The following is a 17,508-nucleotide window of genomic DNA, read 5'->3' as shown; positions in this document are numbered from 1 at the left end:
CGGAGGCTCTCCTCGCGGCCTATCTCGGCCCTATAGGGACGCCACACGGAGGTGACGTCCGCCCCGGTCCGGCGCCGCGCACGACCTCGTCACGCACAGCCGTCCACCGGCTGCGCCCGGGAAGCGCACCGGAAGCGTCCGGAGTTCAAGGCCCCACGACAGCGGAAACCCCGGGTCGGATTCCCGACCCGGGGTTTCAAAGGGAGCCGCGCCCCTCTCGGTCAGAGGACGCCTCCGTTGGCACGGACGTTCTGGCCCGTCAGCCACCGCCCGTCCGGCCCCGCGAGGAAGGCGACGACGTCCGCCACGTCCTCGGGCCGGCCGAGACGTCCGAGCGAGGTCATTGCCACGGCCATCGCCACCTTCTCCGGCTCGTTGGCCGCGTTCAGAAGATCGGTGTCCGTGGCGCCAGGCGAGACGGTGTTGACCGTGATGCCCCGTGCGCCCAGCTCGCGTGAAGCCACCAGGGTCAGCTGTTCGACGGCACCCTTGCTGGCCGCGTACGGAGCATTGCCGGGGGCGGGGAAAACGGTGTTGAGCGTGGAGATGTTCACGATCCGCCCACCGTCGCGCATGTGCCGCGCCGCATAGCGCACCGTGAGGAAGACCGACTTTGCGTTCACGGCCATCACGCTGTCGAAGACAGCCTCCTCCGTCTGCGCGATGGGCACGACGTCGGTATGCACAGCCGCGTTGTTCACCAGGATGTCCAGACCGCCGAGCCGACGTTCGGCAGTGGCCAGCAACTCCTCGGCCGCGCGGGGCTCCGCCAGATCCAGCCGGACCGCAACGACCTTCCCGCCCGCCTTCCCGGCCTCCCGCACGACCTCATCGGCGGCATCCCGGTTCCGCGCGTAGTTGAAGACCACCGCCGCCCCGTCCCGCGCGAGCCGCAGCACGACAGCCCGGCCGATCCCCCGCGAGCCACCGGTAACGACCGCCGCCTTGCCCGTGAGCACCGCCATGATCCCTCCCCGCCTCGACGACCCACCCGCTGGGAGCACCCATACCCACCGAGCGGCACCGAAAGAGCGAACCCCGCGATCCATGAGCGGGGAGCCGGGGGCGGTGTACGCGGCCACAGGCGCGCATCCGGCGGCGAGGATCGGCCACCCGTCATCTACAGGCGTGCCCGGATCATTCGGGAGAACCACAAAGGCCCAGGTCAGATTCCATCTGTCCTGGGCCTTCTCAGAGCCGCCTTCGGGATTCGAACCCGAGACCTACGCATTACGAGTGCGTTGCTCTGGCCATCTGAGCTAAGGCGGCGCGCCGTGCACCCATGGTGCGATCAGCAACGTCGGTAAGTCTACACAGTTTCCCGGGGTGCTCCGAACCCGCCCCGGAGCGGAAGGCTCCGGGGCGGGTGGGGCCGGCGGGGTGGGGCTACGAGCAGCGGGTGCCGTCCTTCGGGGCGGTTCCGGTCAGCAGGTAGGTGTTGATCGCCGAGTCGATGCAGGAGCTGCCGCGGCCGTAGGCGGTGTGGCCGTCACCCTCGTAGGTGAGGAGGCGGCCGGAGGAGAGCTGGCCGGAAAGGGCCTCGGCCCAGCGGTAGGGGGTGGCCGGGTCGCGGGTGGTACCGACCACGACGATCGGGGTGGCGCCGGCCGCCTCGATGCGGTGCGGCTCACCCGTGGGCTTCACCGGCCAGTACGCGCAGTTCAGGGAGGACCAGGCGAGGCCCTCGCCGAAGACCGGGGACGCCTTCTCGAAGTCGGGGAGGGCGGCGCGCACCTCGTCCGGGGAGGAGAAGGCGGCGGGGAGGTCCAGGCAGTTCACGGCGGCGTTGGCGAACATCAGGTTGCTGTAGCCGCCGTCGGCCTCGCGCTCGTAGTAGCTGTCGGAGAGGATCAGCAGGCCCGCGCCGTCCTTCTCCTTGATCGCCGAGGTCAGGGACTCGCGCAGCTGCTGCCAGGCGCCCTCGTCGTACATGGCCGCGATCACGCCGGTGGTGGCGAGGGACTCGGTGAGCTTGCGGCCGTCGGCGTCCCCGGCGGGGAGGGGTTTCGCGTCCAGGTCGTCGAAGAAGGACTTCAGGTTCTTGCCGACCTGGTCGGGGGTGGTGTCCTTGTCGCCGAGGGGGCAGTCGGACTGCCGTACGCAGTCCTTCGCGAAGGACTGGAACGCCGTCTCGAAGCCCGCCGTCTGCTCCAGGTTCAGGCGGCGCGCGGGCAGGGAGGGGTCCATCGCGCCGTCCAGGACCAGGCGGCCCGTCCGGTCGGGGAACAGACCGGCGTAGGTCGCGCCCAGGAACGTGCCGTACGAGGCTCCGACGTAGGTCAGCTTCTCGTCGCCCAGCACCGCGCGCAGGACGTCCATGTCGCGCGCCGCCTCGACCGTGGAGACGTGGCGCAGGAGCTTCGGCGCGTCCGCCCCGCAGCCCTCCGCGAACTCCTTGTAGGCGTCGACCAGCTCGTCCGTCTCGCCCGCGTCGTCGGGCGTGACGTCGGTCTGCGTGTACGCGTCCATCTCGCGGCCGTCGAGGCACTCGACCGGCTCGCTGCGCGCCACGCCCCGGGGGTCGACCGCGACCATGTCGTACTGGGCCCGGACCTTCGCCGGGTAGCCGATCCCCGCGTACTGCTGGAGGTAGCCGATCGCCGAGCCGCCCGGGCCGCCCGGGTTGACCAGCAGGGAGCCCAGGCGCTTGCCCGGCCCCGTGGCCTTCTTGCGGGCCACCGCGAGCCGGACGTCGCCCTCGCCGGGCTTGGCGTAGTCGAGCGGGGCCTTCATGGTGGCGCACTGGAAGCCGGGGACGCCGCAGTCGCGCCAGGCGAGCTTCTGCCCGTAGTACGGCGACAGCCCGGCGGGCGTGGCCTTCGGCAGCGGGGTCAGGGCCGCCGTCGCCGCCTCCGTCGAGCCGGCCGCCTCCGCCGCGGGGGATCCGGCGGACGTCGACGCGCCCCCGGCCGAGCAGGCGGTGGCGAGCAGCGCGGCGACGAGCACCGTGGCTCGGAGGCGGGTGCTGCCGGTGCGGGTCCTGCGGTGAGTGCGCCTTGTGTGCATTGAGCGAGCGTAACGCTCCGCGACGGCGCCATCGCGGTGCGTGGTTCGCGTGCCTCGTACGGGTTACGGCGTCAACCGTCCCGCCCCCGGTGCGTCCCCCGGTGCGCTGTGCGCGCCGGGCGCCGGCTCAGCCCGCTCTGAGGGCCATCGTCATCGCCTCCACCGCGAGCAGCGGCGGCACATTGCGGTCGAGGGCCTTGCCGCAGGCCGCGATCGCCTCGATGCGGCGCAGCGTGGACTCGGGTGTGCTGCCGCGGGCGAGCCGCTCCAGGGCGTCCTCCGCGTCGGCGTTGGCTATGGCCACGCGGGAGCCGAGCTGGAGGGCGAGAACGTCGCGGTAGAAACCGGTCAGCTCGCTCAGGGCGAGATCGAGGCTGTTGCGCTGGGTGCGCGCCTTGCGGCGTTTCTGGTCGGCCTCCAGGTCCTTCATCACGCCCGCCGTGCCGCGCGGGAGCCGGCCGCCCTGGGCCGCGCCCAGTGCCGCCTTCAGTTCCTCGGTCTCCTTGGCGTCCATCTCCTCGGCGAGCTGCTTGGCGTCCGCCGCCGCGGCGTCGACCAGCTCCTGGGCCGCCTTGAGTGCCCCGCCGACGTCCTCGACCCGCAGCGGAAGCTTCAGCACGGCCTCCCGGCGCGCCCGGGCGGCCTGGTCCGTGGCCAGGCGGCGGGCGCGGTCGATGTGGCCCTGGGTGGCGCGGGCCGCCGCCGCGGCGACGTCCGGTTCGATGCCCTCGCGCCGTACGAGCATGTCGGCGACGGCTCCGACCGACGGCGTGCGCAGGTTCAGGTGGCGGCAGCGGGAGCGGATCGTGGGCAGGACGTCCTCGACGGAGGGGGCGCACAGCAGCCAGACGGTGCGCGGGGCCGGCTCCTCCACGGCCTTCAGGACGGCGTTGGCCGACTTCTCGTTCAGCCGCTCGGCCTCCTCGACAAGGATGACCTGCCAGCGGCCGTTCGCGGGAGAGGTGAACGACTTGCGGACGGTGTCCCGCATGTCCCGGGCGCGGATCTCGGCGCCCATGGCGACCACCGTGCTGACGTCCGCGTGGGTGCCGACCAGCGCCGTGTGGCAGCCGTCGCAGAAGCCGCAGCCGGGGACGCCGCCGAGGGCGCGGTCGGGGCTCACGCACTGCAACGCGGCGGCGAAGGCCCGCGCCGTCTGTGCCACTCCCGAGCCGGGCGGGCCCGTGAACAGCCAGGCGTGCGTCATGCTCGTCGCCTGCGGGAGCGGGCCGTCGGCCGCGGCGGCGGTGACGAAGGCGTCGGCGTCCCGGGCAGCGGCGACGAGCGGCTCGCACACCTTCTCCTGCCCGACGAGGTCGTCCCACACGGTCATGGGTCACGCCGTCCTTCCGTCACACCGAGCCAGCCGCATCGGGCCGACACGAGCACTGGCCGCCGCGCCGATCCGCGCCGCGCCCTCCATTGTGCGGGGCGGCACCGACAACGCGGCGGCCCCGGTGCTCAGCGTCGTCCCCGGCCCCTGCCCCGGCCGCCGCGGCTCTCGTCGTCCCGGCCGCCCTCGTCCTCGTCGTGCGGCCCGAGCAGCTCGTCCGCCAGCGTCGGCAGGTCGTCCAGCGGGGTCTCCTCGGCCCAGTCGGAGCGGCGCCTGCGGGACGGCGGTGCCTGGTCGGGGTCGATCCGGGGCAGCTCACGCGTGCGGTCCTGGGCGTCCCCGGCACCGGCGTCCGGTCCCTCCTCGCGGAAGTAGCCCGGCGGGACCCGGTCGGCGGGGTCGTCCCCGCGTACGGGCGGCAGTACGGCCGTCTCGTCGGCGGCCCCCGGCGGCGTCACGGGCGGCAGGACCGCGGTCTCGTCGGCGTCCCGCGGTTCCACCGCCGGCAGCACCGCCGTCTCGTCCGCCGCGCCGGACGGCACCGGCGGCTTGGGCAGCTCGGTCGTCACCTCGGACTCGGACTCGCCGGACGCCCGGCCGCCGTCGCGCCCGCGCCGGGCACCGTCCTCGGTCCCGTCGGCCCGGTCGGCCCGGCCGTCGTCCTCCGTGTCCCGCACCGGCCGCAGGACCGCCGTGTCCTCCACCGGACCGCCGGAGGCGTTGGACGGGGTCACGACCGGGGTCGGCACGGTCGCCGCGTCGGAGGGCGCGGAGGGGGCCGGCTTCGGGCGGGGCGCCTCGGCCGCCGCGGGGGCCGACGACTTGGGGCCGGCGGCGGCCGCGGCCGCCGCCTGCTCCGCCGCCCGGCGTGCCTCTTCGGCCCGCAGCAGGGCCTCCTCGGCCTTGCGCTGCTTCTCCAGGCGCCGGGCCTCGGCCTCGGCGCGCAGCCGCTCCTCCTCCTCGGCCTGCTTGCGGCGCCGCTCCTCCTCGGCCCGCAGCCGCTCCTCCTCCTCGGCGCGCGCCTTCTCCTCCGCGAGGAGCCGGACCCGCTCCTCCTCGGCCTTGCGGCGTGCTTCCTCGGCCCGCTGCCTGGCCTCCTCGGCCTGCCGCTCGGCCTCGCGCCGCTGCGCCTCCTCCAGCTCGCGCCGCTTGCGCTCCTCCTCCTCGGCGCGCACCCGCGCCTCCTCCTCGAGGCGCTCGCGCTCCAGGCGCTCCTCCTCGGCCTTGCGCGCGGCCTCTTCCTCGGCCTTGCGGCGGGCCTCCTCCTCGGCCTTGCGGCGCGCCTCCTCCTGAGCCTTGATCTCGGCCTCGGACAGCGGCAGCACCTGGTCGATCCGGTGGCGTACGGCGGTGGTGACGGCCTCGGGCTCCTGGCCGGCGTCCACCACCAGGTAGCGCCCGGGGTCGGCGGCGGCGAGGGTGAGGAATCCGGAGCGCACGCGCGCGTGGAACTCGGCGGGCTCCGACTCGAGCCGGTCGGGCGCCTCGGTGAACCGCTCTCGGGCGGCCTCCGGCGCCACGTCGAGCAGGACGGTCAGGTGCGGTACGAGACCGTCGGTGGCCCAGCGGTTGATACGGGCGATCTCGGTCGGCGACAGGTCGCGCCCGGCGCCCTGGTAGGCGACCGAGGAGTCGATGTAGCGGTCCGAGACGACCACGGCGCCGCGCTCCAGGGCGGGCCGGACCACGGTGTCGACGTGCTCCGCGCGGTCGGCGGCGTACAGCAGGGCCTCCGCGCGGTGCGACAGTCCGGCGCTGGAGACGTCCAGCAGGATGGAGCGCAGGCGCTTGCCGACCGGCGTGGCGCCCGGCTCCCGGGTGAGCACGACCTCGTGGCCCTTGCCGCGGATCCACTCGGCGAGGGCCTCGGCCTGGGTGGACTTGCCGGCGCCGTCGCCGCCCTCCAGGGCGATGAAGAAACCGTTGGCCGTGGGCGCGGGCACCGGGTCGTCGCCGCCGAGCAGCGCGTCGCGCAGGTCGTGCCGCAGTGGCACGCCGGAGCGGTCGTCGACCTTGGCCAGGACCAGCGCGGCCAGCGGCAGCAGCAGGGCGCCGAGCAGCATCAGGAGGAACGCGGCGCCGCCGTGGGCGAAGACGAACCTGCCGCTCTCCAGCCGGTGCGGTCCGATCGCCGCGGCCAGCACGGGTCCGACGACGGCGCCGAGCGCCACGCAGACCCGGACGACGGCGTGCAGGTGCTCGGTGGTCCGTGCCCGGCGGTGGTCCTCGGTTTCCTGGTCGAGCAGCGCGTGCCCGGTGTTCGCGGCCACGCCCGCGCCGACACCGGCCAGCGCGAGGAGCAGCAGCACGGTGGTGTCGTCCGGGACGAGTCCGGCGGCCAGCAGGGCGATGCCGGCGAAGGCGATCGCCAGGGCCAGCAGCCGCCGCCGGGACAGCGACGGCAGCAGGGCGGGGGCGGTGCGGATGCCGACGACGACGCCGCCGGTCAGCGCGCCCACCATCAGCCCGTACAGCACGGGGCCGCCGCCCAGGTCCTTGGCGTGCAGCACGGCGACGGCGACCGCGGCGGCCACCACGGCGGCGACCGCGGCGCAGGCGACCACCAGCAGGGGCAGCACGCCGGTGCGGCCCTTGTCGACGCCGCTGCCGCTCTTGGGGCGGCGCATGCCCTCCAGCGGCGACCGCGCGCGCGGGGTGCGCACGGCGGGCAGCTCCAGGAAGGCCACCACGGACAGGGACGCGGCGAACAGTCCGGCCGCCACGTACGAGCCCAGCGCCGCCTGGTGCTCGGCGAACCAGGCGATGCCGGCGCCCAGGAGGTTGTTCAGGAGCCCGGCGACGACCAGCACGACCGCCGCGAACGGGATCGCGACGAAGCTCGTGCGCAGCGACAGGCGGCGCAGCGCGTCCATGTGGTCCGGCAGCGGCCGTACCGTGGCGCCCTCCAGGGGCGGGGCGGGCAGCAGCGCGGGGGCCGCGCTCTCCCGGCACACCGTCCAGAAGCGCTCGGCGACGCCGGTGACGAAGACGGTCACCAGGAGGACGGCCAGCGCGTTGTCGGGCGTCCAGTCGATCCACAGCGGCGCGACGATCAGCAGTGCGGCCCGCAGCCCGTCGGCGCCGACCAGGGTCCAGCGCCGGTCGAGCGGACCGTCCTGCGAGGTGAGGGAGGTCAGGGGCCCGAGCAGGACGGCGCCGAAGAGCAGCGTCGCCAGGATCCGGACGCCGAAAACGGTCGCCACTGCGAACGCCACACCCCGGTAGCCCCCGCCGAAGGAGCCCACGCCGATCGCGGCCTGGACGGCGAGGAGGACCAGCACCAGGAGGGCGAGGATGTCGCCGACACCCCCCACGAGCTGTGCGCTCCACAAACGCCTCAGCTGCGGACGGCGCAGCAGGGCGCGGACGGCGCGCTCGCGGGAGTCCGCGACCAGGGCGTCGTCCGGGGCGGGGTGAGGGGCCGTTGGCTGCTCGGCTCGCGTCATGCGTTCAGCCTATAGGTCGCCGCCGACAGTCCGGCGTGCCCGGCCGGACGTACGTCCGCCCCGACACCGAATCGATGCCGGGGCGTTCGTTTCGCGAAGAGCGCGCTCAGTCCTCCGACGCCTTCGACGCGGTCGCCTTCTTGGCGGTCGTCTTGGCGGTCGTCTTCTTCGCCGTGCTCTTGGCCGCGGTCTTCTTGGCCGCCGTGGTCTTCGCGGCGGCCGTCTTCTTGGTCGCCGCCGCCTTCTTGGCCGGGGCCTTCTTGGCGGCCGTCTTCTTCACGGCCTTCTTCGCCGTCTTCTTGGCGGGCCCCTTGGCGCGCTTCTCGGCGAGCAGCTCGTAGCCCCGCTCGGGCGTGATCTCCTCGACGCTGTCGCCGGAGCGCAGGGTCGCGTTGGTCTCGCCGTCGGTGACGTACGGGCCGAAGCGGCCGTCCTTGACCACGACCGGCTTCTCGCTGACCGGGTCGGTGCCCAGCTCCTTCAGCGGCGGCTTGGCCGCGGCCCGGCCACGCTGCTTGGGCTGGGCGTAGATCGCCAGCGCCTCCTCCAGCGTGATGTCGAAGAGCTGCTCCTCGGTCTGGAGGGAGCGCGAGTCCGTGCCCTTCTTCAGGTACGGGCCGTAGCGGCCGTTCTGCGCGGTGATCTCCACGCCCTCCGCGTCGGCGCCGACGACACGGGGCAGCGACATGAGCCGCAGGGCGTCGTCGAGGGTCACCGTGTCCAGCGACATCGACTTGAACAGCGAGGCGGTGCGCGGCTTCACGGCGTTCTTGCCGGTCTTCGGGGTGCCCTCGGGGAGCACCTCGGTGACGTACGGGCCGTAGCGGCCGTCCTTGGCGACGATGGCGTGGCCGGTGGCCGGGTCGGTGCCCAGCTCGAAGTCGCCGCTCGGCTTGGCGAGCAGTTCCTCCGCCAGCTCCACGGACAGCTCGTCCGGCGCCAGATCCTCGGGGACGTCGGCGCGCTGGTGGTTCTCGGCGTCCTTCTCGCCGCGCTCGACGTAGGGGCCGTAGCGGCCGACGCGCAGCTTGATGTCGTTGCCGACGGGGAAGGAGGACACCTCGCGCGCGTCGATCGCGCCGAGGTCGGTCACCAGCTCCTTGAGGCCGCCGAGGTGGTCCCCGTCACCGTTGCCCGCGTCGGCGGCGCCGCCGCCGCCCGTGCCGTCGCCCTCGCCGAAGTAGAAGCGGCGCAGCCACGGCACCGACTGGGCCTCGCCGCGGGCGATGGCGTCGAGGTCGTCCTCCATCTTGGCGGTGAAGTCGTAGTCGACGAGCCGCCCGAAGTGCTTCTCCAGGAGGTTGACCACGGCGAAGGAGAGGAAGGACGGGACGAGTGCCGTGCCCTTCTTGAAGACGTAGCCGCGGTCCAGGATGGTGCCGATGATCGACGCGTACGTCGACGGACGGCCGATCTCGCGCTCTTCCAGCTCCTTGACCAGCGACGCCTCGGTGTAGCGGGCCGGGGGCTTGGTGGCGTGGCCGTCGACCGTGATCTCCTCGGCCGTCAGCGCGTCGCCCTCGGCGACCTGCGGCAGCCGGCGCTCGCGGTCGTCCAGCTCGGCGTTCGGGTCGTCGGCGCCCTCGACGTAGGCCTTGAGGAAGCCGTGGAAGGTGATGGTCTTGCCGGAGGCGCTGAACTCGACGTCCCGGCCGTCGGAGGCGGCGCCGCCGATCTTCACGGTGACGCTGTTGCCGGTCGCGTCCTTCATCTGGGAGGCGACGGTCCGCTTCCAGATCAGCTCGTACAGCTTGAACTGGTCGCCGGTCAGGCCGGTCTCGGCGGGCGTGCGGAAGCGGTCGCCGGAGGGGCGGATCGCCTCGTGCGCCTCCTGCGCGTTCTTGACCTTGCCGGCGTACGTGCGCGGCTGGGGCGGCAGGTAGTCGGCGCCGTACAGCTGCGTCACCTGGGCGCGGGCGGCGGAGACCGCCGTGTCGCTCAGGGTCGTGGAGTCCGTACGCATGTAGGTGATGTAGCCGTTCTCGTACAGCTTCTGGGCGACCTGCATGGTCGACTTCGCGCCGAAGCCGAGCTTGCGCGAGGCCTCCTGCTGGAGCGTCGTCGTACGGAACGGGGCATACGGCGAGCGGCGGTACGGCTTGGACTCGACGGAGCGGACGGCGAAGCGCGTGTTCTCCAGGGCGGCGGCGAGCGCGCGGGCGTTCGCCTCGTCGAGGTGGAGGGTGTTCGCGCTCTTGATCTGCCCCAGGGAGTCGAAGTCGCGGCCCTGGGCGACACGCCGTCCGTCCACCGTCTGGAGGCGGGCGACCAGCGACGACGGGTCGGAGGCGTCTCCCGCGCGGCCGGTCGCGAAGGTGCCGGTGAGGTCCCAGTACTCGGCGGAGCGGAACGCCATGCGCTCGCGTTCCCGCTCGACGACGAGCCGGGTGGCGACGGACTGGACGCGGCCGGCCGACAGGCGCGGCATGACCTTCTTCCACAGGACCGGCGAGACCTCGTAGCCGTAGAGGCGGTCGAGGATGCGGCGGGTCTCCTGGGCGTCGACGAGCTTCTGGTTCAGCTCGCGCGGGTTGGCGACGGCGGCGCGGATCGCGTCCTTGGTGATCTCGTGGAACACCATGCGCTTGACCGGGATCTTCGGCTTGAGGACTTCCTGGAGGTGCCAGGCGATGGCCTCGCCCTCGCGGTCCTCATCGGTGGCGAGGAAGAGTTCGTCGGACTCCTTCAGCAGGTCCTTGAGCTTCTTGACCTGCGACTTCTTGTCCGCGTTGACCACATAGATCGGCTGGAAGTCGTGCTCGACGTCCACACCGAGGCGGCGGACCTCGCCGGTGTACTTCTCCGGCACCTCCGCCGCGCCGCTGGGGAGGTCGCGAATGTGCCCGACGCTCGCCTCGACGACGTAGCCAGGGCCGAGATAGCCCTTGATCGTCTTCGCCTTGGCAGGCGACTCGACGATGACGAGTCGGCGGCCGCCGTTCGCGGTCTCGCTGGTCGGGGACAACTTCGCTCTTCTCTCCGGTCGACGCTGGGCCTTCCCAGGGCGTGGTCCCGGGTCGGGTCGTTCTGTGTTTCGATCGTGACGCTGCGGAGTGTGACGGTACCTCCCGCCCCCGTGTCAAACGGGAAAAGCCCGCAACGGCCACTCGAACGGTAACCCGACGAACCCTGTTCCTGCCGCCCGGAGTGCTCACCTGCCCCGACCCGGGTATCCGGAGCGCGATCCCCCGGTTACCCGGGCCGCGCCGCGGCACGGCCCTGCGACCTGCTCCTCACACCCGCGTCAGGCACCACGCCCCGAGGCCCAGCGCGATCACCGAGGCGACGCTCGCGACGGTCGCCGATGCGACGGGGCTCACACCGAGCGCGACGGGGCGGCCGTGCCGCAGCCGCGTCGTGGTCCACGCCAGCAGACCGGCCCCGAACAGGGCGAACACCACTCCCGCGAAGATCGCCGGCCCGCTCTCCATGGTCCCCGTGCCCCTTTTCTCCAGCCCGCGCGTGTCCAGCCTCCGGGAGGCTGTCACGCACGGGCGGCGGGCAGGCGAACCCGAGGTGAACGGGGAGCCGACGGGTCCGCCGGGGGCGGTCGGACGTGGCCGGTTCGCCGTATTCGGGTGGGGCGGGCTGCTCGGGCGGGCTTCCCGGGCGGCCCGGAGAAAGAAATGGGTGTGCGCACCCACGCCCGGTGGTCCGGGCCCCCGCTACGCCGGTTCGAGGAAGCCCTGCTCCACCAGCAGGCGGATCTGCGCGGGCGTGCGGTCGCGCAGGGCGACCGGGTCCTCGCCCACCAGCTGGGCGATGGCGTCCAGGATGCGGCCCGCGCTCATCGTGCCGTCGCAGACGCCCGCGAAACCGGCGCCGACCGTGTCGACCCGGGTGGCCCGGCGCATGCCGCGGTTCTGGCGCAGCACGACGTGCTCCGGGTCCTCGGCGCCGGGCAGCCCGACCTGCTCCTGGACGACCTCGCCGGCCAGCGTGAAGTGCGCCTCCAGGAGGGCCGCGTCGTCGTGGGAGCGCAGGTAGTCGACGCGGTCGAAGTGGGCGCGCACGGTCTCGCCGAGCGGCTGCTCGACCGGGTGCGGCCACTCCTCCACGACGACCGAGGGCTCGGCGGCCGAGGTCCGGCGCAGGGTGATCCAGCCGAAGCCGACGGCCCTGACCTTGCGGGCCTCGAACTCGTCCAGCCACGCGTCGTACCGTGCCTGGTACTCGGCCGGGTCACCGCGGTGGTCCCCCGCGTCGCGCAGCCACAGCTCGGCGTACTGGGTGACGTCCTGCACCTCGCGCTGCACGATCCAGGCGTCGCAGCCGCGCGGCACCCAGGAACGCAGCCGGTCCGTCCACTCCTCCCCCTCCACGTGCTGCCAGTTGGCGAGGAAGTGCGCGAACCCGCCCTCGTTCAGGCGCTCCCCCGTCTGCTGAACGAGCGAGCGGCACAGATCGTCCCCGCCCATCCCGCCGTCGCGGTAGGTGAGCCGGGCGGCCGGTGAGATCACGAACGGCGGGTTGGAGACGACGAGGTCGTACGTCGCGTCGTCGTCGACCGGTTCGTAGAGCGACCCCTCGCGCAGGTCGGCGGCCGGGGCTCCGGACAGGGCGAGGGTGAGCGCGGCGATGTGCAGCGCGCGCGGGTTGACGTCGGTGGCGGTCACGCGCGTGGCGTGCGCGGCGGCGTGCAGCGCCTGGATGCCGGATCCGGTGCCGAGGTCGAGGGCGGCGGCGACGGGTGTACGGACGGTGAGGCCCGCCAGGGTCGTGGAGGCGCCGCCGACGCCGAGGACGACGCCCTCGGCGTGGCTGCCGATGCCTCCGGCGCCGCCGACCGCGCAGCCCAGGTCGGAGACGATGAACCAGTCCTCGCCACCGGGCCCGCCGTAGGGCCGTACGTCCACGGTGGCCGTCACCTCGTCGTCGCCCGCGCGGTCGAGCCAGCCGCTCTCCAGGCAGCCGTCGACGGGCAGGACGTCCGCCACGCGCGCGCGGGGGACGGGTTGCTGGAGCAGGAAGAGCCGGACGAGCAGTTCGAGCGCCGTGTCGCCGCGGGTCGCCCGGAGCGCGGGCACGGTCTCGCTGCGCGACAGGGCCGCGTAGGCGGGGGCGCCCAGCAGCTCCAGCAGTCCGTCGGCGGTGAAGGACGCCCCGAGCAGGGCGTCCCGCAGCCGGGCGGTGACGTCGGGGCGGTCGGCGGAGGGCAGGGGGGACAGGCTGGCGTTACTCACACCCCCATTGTGGCCCGGCGGTCCGCGCCCCGCCCCGCGTCCGCGTGGGGACGCGGGGCGGGGCGCGAGACGGGGTGCGGGGTGGGAACCGGGGGGGGCGCCGCCCCTGTCAGCCCTTGGCGGCGGACGGCGTCGCCGAGGCCGACTTGCAGCTGGGCTGCTTGGCCATCGCCTTGCCGACGTCGCCCTCCTCGAGGGTCTTCAGCGCGTCGCTGCCGCTCTTGCTGAGCTTGTTCAGCTCGGTGGCGATGTCCTTGAGGCCGTCGGCGAACTCGGCCTGGTCCTTGGTGTTGAGCTTCTCCACCTGCTGGCGCAGGGAGGCGTACGAGGAGGAGAGGCCGTTCAGCTCGGTGACCGCGTCCTTCTGCTTCTTCTCGCCGTCGTCGACGTCCGGGGGGCCCGCCTTCTGGACGGTGGCGCCCATCGCCTTGTAGGCGTCGGACATGTCCTGGAACGCCTTCGCGTCGGTCTTCTGGACCTCGGCCGGCGTGCTGCTGTCCGAGGTCTCCTTCTGGATCGCCGCGTTGGCCGCCGCGATCTTCTTGGCCTGCGGCTGCACGCCCTCGCAGACCTCCTTGGCCCAGGAGTCCAGCTTCTCGTTGTCGTCGCTGCCGCCGCATCCCGTCAGCGCCAGTACCAGTACCGCACCGCCGGACAGTGCGACCGCGAGCTTCTTGTTCACCGGATTGGTCCCTTCCATGGCTCTCGGCCCCGGAACATACACGCCGGATGGGGGACATCCACCGGACGACCATCCGTTATGACGGTATTGAAGCCATTTGCACCAAGAGACAGCAAGGGAGAGAAGGCTCACGGCGTGAGGGGCGCACACGCGCGAAACGGGCGGACGACACGTCAACACGCGCCCTCCGCCCGTCCCTTGCACCCCGCCTCCGGCCAGGCCGTACGGCGGTCTCGTGGCCGGGTGGCTACGAAACCACCGCCGGATCGGCCGACTTGGGCCGCTCGTCGGTGTCGTCCTCGTCGCCCATGGCGATTCCGCGCCGCTTGGAGACGTAGACCGCCGCCGCGATGACGAGGAACGCGACGACGGCGATCAGTACCCGTACGCCGATGTTCTCGTCGGCGCCGTAGGAGAACTTGATGACCGCCGGCGCGATGAGCAGCGCCACCAGGTTCATGACCTTCAGCAGCGGGTTGATGGCCGGGCCGGCGGTGTCCTTGAAGGGGTCGCCGACCGTGTCGCCGATGACGGTGGCGGCGTGGGCCTCGCTGCCCTTGCCGCCGTGGTGGCCGTCCTCGACGAGTTTCTTGGCGTTGTCCCAGGAACCGCCGGAGTTGGCGAGGAACACCGCCATCAGCGTCCCGGCGCCGATCGCGCCCGCCAGGAAGGCGCCGAGCGCGCCCACGCCCAGGGTGAAGCCGATGAAGATGGGTGCCATCACGGCGAGCAGTCCGGGCGTGGCGAGTTCCCGCAGGGCGTCCCGTGTGCAGATGTCGACGACCTTGCCGTACTCGGGTTTCTCGCTGTAGTCCATGATTCCGGGCCGTTCCCGGAACTGCCGCCGCACCTCGTAGACCACCGCGCCCGCCGACCGCGACACCGCGTTGATCGCCAGCCCCGAGAAGAGGAAGACGACCGCCGCGCCGGCGATGAGACCGACGAGGTTGTTGGGCTGCGAGATGTCCATCATCAGGCTCATCGGCGCGCCCTCGCCGCTGAGTTTCTCGCCCACGTCCGCCGCGCCGGTGGTGATGGCGTCGCGGTACGACCCGAAGAGGGCCGCGGCGGCCAGTACGGCGGTGGCGATGGCGATGCCCTTGGTGATGGCCTTGGTGGTGTTGCCGACGGCGTCGAGGTCGGTGAGCACTTGGGCGCCGGCGCCCTCGACGTCGCCGGACATCTCGGCGATGCCCTGCGCGTTGTCGGAGACCGGCCCGAAGGTGTCCATGGCGACGATCACACCGACCGTGGTGAGCAGGCCGGTGCCGGCCAGCGCCACCGCGAACAGCGCCAGCATGATCGACGTACCGCCGAGCAGGAAGGCCCCGTAGACGCCGAGGCCGATCAACAGGGCGGTGTAGACCGCGGATTCGAGGCCGAGCGAGATCCCGGCGAGGACGACGGTGGCGGGGCCGGTGAGCGAGCTCTTGCCGATGTCCTTGACCGGGCGCCTGGTGGTCTCGGTGAAGTAGCCGGTGAGCTGCTGGATCAGTGCGGCGAGCACGATGCCGATCGCGACGGCGACCAGTGCGAGGATCCGCGGGTCGCCGCTCTTGCCGGCGATCGCGGCGTCGGTGACGCCGTCCAGGTCGGCGTAGCTGCCGGGGAGGTAGACGAAGACGGCGACCGCCACCAGCACCAGCGAGATCACCGCGGAGATGAAGAAGCCCCGGTTGATCGCGCTCATGCCGCTGCGGTCGGACCGCCGGGGCGCCACCGCGAAGATTCCGATCATGGCGGTGAGCACGCCGATCGCCGGGACCAGCAGCGGGAACGCCAGCCCGGAGTCGCCGAAGGCGACCTTGCCGAGGATCAGCGCGGCCACCAGGGTGACGGCGTACGACTCGAAGAGGTCCGCGGCCATGCCCGCGCAGTCGCCGACGTTGTCGCCCACGTTGTCGGCGATGGTCGCGGCATTGCGCGGATCGTCCTCCGGGATGCCCTGCTCGACCTTGCCGACCAGGTCGGCGCCGACGTCGGCGGCCTTGGTGAAGATGCCGCCGCCGACGCGCATGAACATCGCGATCAGCGCGGCGCCGAGGCCGAATCCCTCCAGGACCTTCGGCGCGTCGGCCGCGTACACCAGCACCACGCAGCAGGCGCCCAGCAGGCCCAGTCCCACCGTGAACATGCCGACGACGCCGCCCGTGCGGAACGCGATCTTCGTCGCTTTGTGCGAGACGAGAGTGAGATCCTTTTCCGGTTCGCCGGGTGCCGGTGTCGCTTCCCGCGCCGCCGCGGCGACGCGCACATTGCTGCGTACGGCGAGCCACATGCCGATATAGCCGGTGGCCGCCGAGAACGCCGCGCCGATCAGAAAGAAGATCGAACGCCCGGCACGTTGATTCCAGTCGTCCGCGGGCAGCAGCATGAGCAGGAAGAACACGACGACGGCGAATACGCCGAGCGTGCGCAACTGCCGGGCCAGATAGGCGTTGGCGCCTTCCTGGACGGCCGCCGCGATCTTCTTCATGCTGTCGGTTCCCTCGCCCGCCGCGAGCACCTGGCGCACCAGGACGCCGGCGAGCACCAGCGCGGCCAGCGCGACGACCGCGATGACCGCGACCAGGGCGCGGTTTCCGTCGGTCAGCACGGCAGCTGCGAGATGAGAGGCAGGAAGCTCCGCCATTCGTCCTCCTTGACGCTTGGGCTGAGCTCAAGATGTGGACGGGATTGTAGGTACCGGAAGCCGATCAAAACAGTGCACGACAAAAGGAATTGCTCTGTCAACCACAAGGCGGCCGGAAGTAGTAATGCCCCTCCGGCATTAATGCCGTGATCCATTTGACGGCCGTTTGATGATCCGTTCCACGAACGGCTTGGTGATCACTTTTCCGTGCGATTGATCGTGAATGAATTCACTCAAGCGCGCCACGGGATCAATGTAAGTCCGCGCATGGCAAAGGGCCCCACCAGGTGGGGCCCTCCGGGTGACGCAGGGGTGGTGCAGGATGGTGCAGGGGTGACGCGGGGGATCAGATCGGCGGCAGCACCGCCGGCGCGGTGGGCCAGGTCATGCGGATCAGTCCGCCGTCCTCGCCCGCCGAGACCTCCACGTCGTCGACGAGGCCACTGATGACCGCGAGGCCCATCTCGTCCTCCTCGGCCTCCGGCTCGTCGACGCCGTCCCCCGAGGTCTTGCCCCCGGGGACGGCGTGCGGCGCCTCGTCACCGACCTCGATGGAGAACTGCTTCTCCTCCTCGATCAGCGACACCTTGACCGGCGCCGTGATGCCGACGTGCTGATGCAGGCCCACAGCCCGGGTGCAGGCCTCGCCGACGGCGAGCCTGACCTCGTCGAGGACGGCCTCGTCCACTCCGGCCCTGCGCGCCACCGCGGCCGCCACCAGACGGGCGGTCCGGACGTGCTCGGGCAGCGCGCTGAAGCGGAGTTCGACGGTGGCCATGCATCCCCCTCGGAACTACGGGCGTGCTTTCGAGGGTCCGGGCCGCCGACAGCCCGGACCCCCCTCGTTCTGCTTGTCGTTCCGGGCCAAGGCCCGGAACCGGTCGTCAGTCGGTGGCCGCCACCGCTTCCTCGACCGAGGTGTGAATGGGGAACACCTTGGTGAGGCCGGTGATACGGAAGATCTTGAGAATGCGCTCCTGGTTGCAGACCAGCCGCAGCGAGCCCTCATGGGCACGCACCCGCTTCAGTCCACCCACCAGCACGCCGAGCCCTGTGGAGTCGAGGAAGTCCACGCCCTCCATGTCGACGACGAGGTGGAAACTCCCGTCGTTCACGAGCTCGACCAGCTGCTCACGCAGCTTGGGCGCGGTGTATACGTCAATTTCGCCACCGACCTCGACGACCGTACGATCGCCGACGGTACGGGTCGACAGGGACAGGTCCAC

General features: G+C 72.3%; 11 protein-coding genes and 1 tRNA gene. All 12 read right to left on the bottom strand.

Annotation, left to right across the window (positions count from 1 at the left end):
- Positions 1-221: 221 nt before the first annotated feature.
- Positions 222-965: an SDR family oxidoreductase gene (locus tag Sco07f_RS07950; protein ID WP_108987354.1), complete on the bottom strand. Its 744-nt coding sequence runs from the start codon at positions 963-965 to the stop codon at positions 222-224.
- Positions 966-1,195: 230 nt separating this feature from the next.
- A tRNA-Thr gene (locus Sco07f_RS07945) sits at positions 1,196-1,269 on the bottom strand.
- 117 nt (positions 1,270-1,386) lie between these two features.
- On the bottom strand, positions 1,387-3,006 hold the full coding sequence (locus tag Sco07f_RS07940; protein ID WP_054102418.1) for an alpha/beta hydrolase: 1,620 nt from the start codon (positions 3,004-3,006) through the stop codon (positions 1,387-1,389).
- A gap of 127 nt (positions 3,007-3,133) precedes the next feature.
- On the bottom strand, positions 3,134-4,339 hold the full coding sequence (locus Sco07f_RS07935; RefSeq protein WP_007451890.1) for a DNA polymerase III subunit delta': 1,206 nt from the start codon (positions 4,337-4,339) through the stop codon (positions 3,134-3,136).
- Between the two features lie 128 nt (positions 4,340-4,467).
- Positions 4,468-7,785 carry a dTMP kinase gene (gene tmk / locus Sco07f_RS07930; RefSeq protein ID WP_108987353.1) on the bottom strand — a complete coding sequence of 1,106 codons (3,318 nt, stop codon included), beginning with the start codon at positions 7,783-7,785 and terminating at the stop codon, positions 4,468-4,470.
- 106 nt (positions 7,786-7,891) lie between these two features.
- Positions 7,892-10,750, bottom strand: coding sequence for a type I DNA topoisomerase (gene topA / locus Sco07f_RS07925; protein ID WP_108987352.1), 2,859 nt, complete (start codon positions 10,748-10,750; stop codon positions 7,892-7,894).
- Positions 10,751-11,018: 268 nt separating this feature from the next.
- Positions 11,019-11,216: a hypothetical protein gene (locus Sco07f_RS40080; RefSeq protein WP_167468049.1), complete on the bottom strand. Its 198-nt coding sequence runs from the start codon at positions 11,214-11,216 to the stop codon at positions 11,019-11,021.
- Between the two features lie 234 nt (positions 11,217-11,450).
- Positions 11,451-12,968 carry a DUF7059 domain-containing protein gene (locus Sco07f_RS07915; protein WP_108987350.1) on the bottom strand — a complete coding sequence of 506 codons (1,518 nt, stop codon included), beginning with the start codon at positions 12,966-12,968 and terminating at the stop codon, positions 11,451-11,453.
- Positions 12,969-13,077: 109 nt separating this feature from the next.
- Positions 13,078-13,668 carry a hypothetical protein gene (locus Sco07f_RS07910; RefSeq protein ID WP_007451898.1) on the bottom strand — a complete coding sequence of 197 codons (591 nt, stop codon included), beginning with the start codon at positions 13,666-13,668 and terminating at the stop codon, positions 13,078-13,080.
- Between the two features lie 229 nt (positions 13,669-13,897).
- Positions 13,898-16,282, bottom strand: coding sequence for a sodium-translocating pyrophosphatase (locus Sco07f_RS07905; protein ID WP_007451897.1), 2,385 nt, complete (start codon positions 16,280-16,282; stop codon positions 13,898-13,900).
- A gap of 346 nt (positions 16,283-16,628) precedes the next feature.
- The gene (locus tag Sco07f_RS07900) at positions 16,629-17,060 is read right to left on the bottom strand and encodes an ATP-binding protein (protein ID WP_007451896.1); all 432 of its coding nucleotides are present in this window, start codon (positions 17,058-17,060) and stop codon (positions 16,629-16,631) included.
- Between the two features lie 106 nt (positions 17,061-17,166).
- Entirely contained in the window at positions 17,167-17,508 is a 342-nt protein-coding gene (gene bldG / locus Sco07f_RS07895) for an anti-sigma factor antagonist BldG (protein ID WP_003975386.1), read from the bottom strand.

The sequence above is a fragment of the Streptomyces coelicoflavus genome (genome assembly GCF_003112555.1).
In the GTDB taxonomy this organism is placed as follows: domain Bacteria; phylum Actinomycetota; class Actinomycetes; order Streptomycetales; family Streptomycetaceae; genus Streptomyces; species Streptomyces coelicoflavus.
Note: the sequence above shows the minus strand (reverse complement) of the source record. Positions and strands in the feature narration are given on the sequence as shown.

Bases quoted from the DNA above. Each gene is read 5' to 3' on its own strand.
- Sco07f_RS07950 (WP_108987354.1), bottom strand. From the start codon at position 965: ATGGCGGTGCTCACGGGCAAGGCGGCGGTCGTTACCGGTGGCTCGCGG.
- Sco07f_RS07940 (WP_054102418.1), bottom strand. From the start codon at position 3,006: ATGCACACAAGGCGCACTCACCGCAGGACCCGCACCGGCAGCACCCGC.
- Sco07f_RS07935 (WP_007451890.1), bottom strand. From the start codon at position 4,339: ATGACCGTGTGGGACGACCTCGTCGGGCAGGAGAAGGTGTGCGAGCCG.
- tmk (WP_108987353.1), bottom strand. From the start codon at position 7,785: ATGACGCGAGCCGAGCAGCCAACGGCCCCTCACCCCGCCCCGGACGAC.
- Sco07f_RS40080 (WP_167468049.1), bottom strand. From the start codon at position 11,216: ATGGAGAGCGGGCCGGCGATCTTCGCGGGAGTGGTGTTCGCCCTGTTC.
- Sco07f_RS07910 (WP_007451898.1), bottom strand. From the start codon at position 13,668: ATGGAAGGGACCAATCCGGTGAACAAGAAGCTCGCGGTCGCACTGTCC.
- Sco07f_RS07905 (WP_007451897.1), bottom strand. From the start codon at position 16,282: ATGGCGGAGCTTCCTGCCTCTCATCTCGCAGCTGCCGTGCTGACCGAC.
- Sco07f_RS07900 (WP_007451896.1), bottom strand. From the start codon at position 17,060: ATGGCCACCGTCGAACTCCGCTTCAGCGCGCTGCCCGAGCACGTCCGG.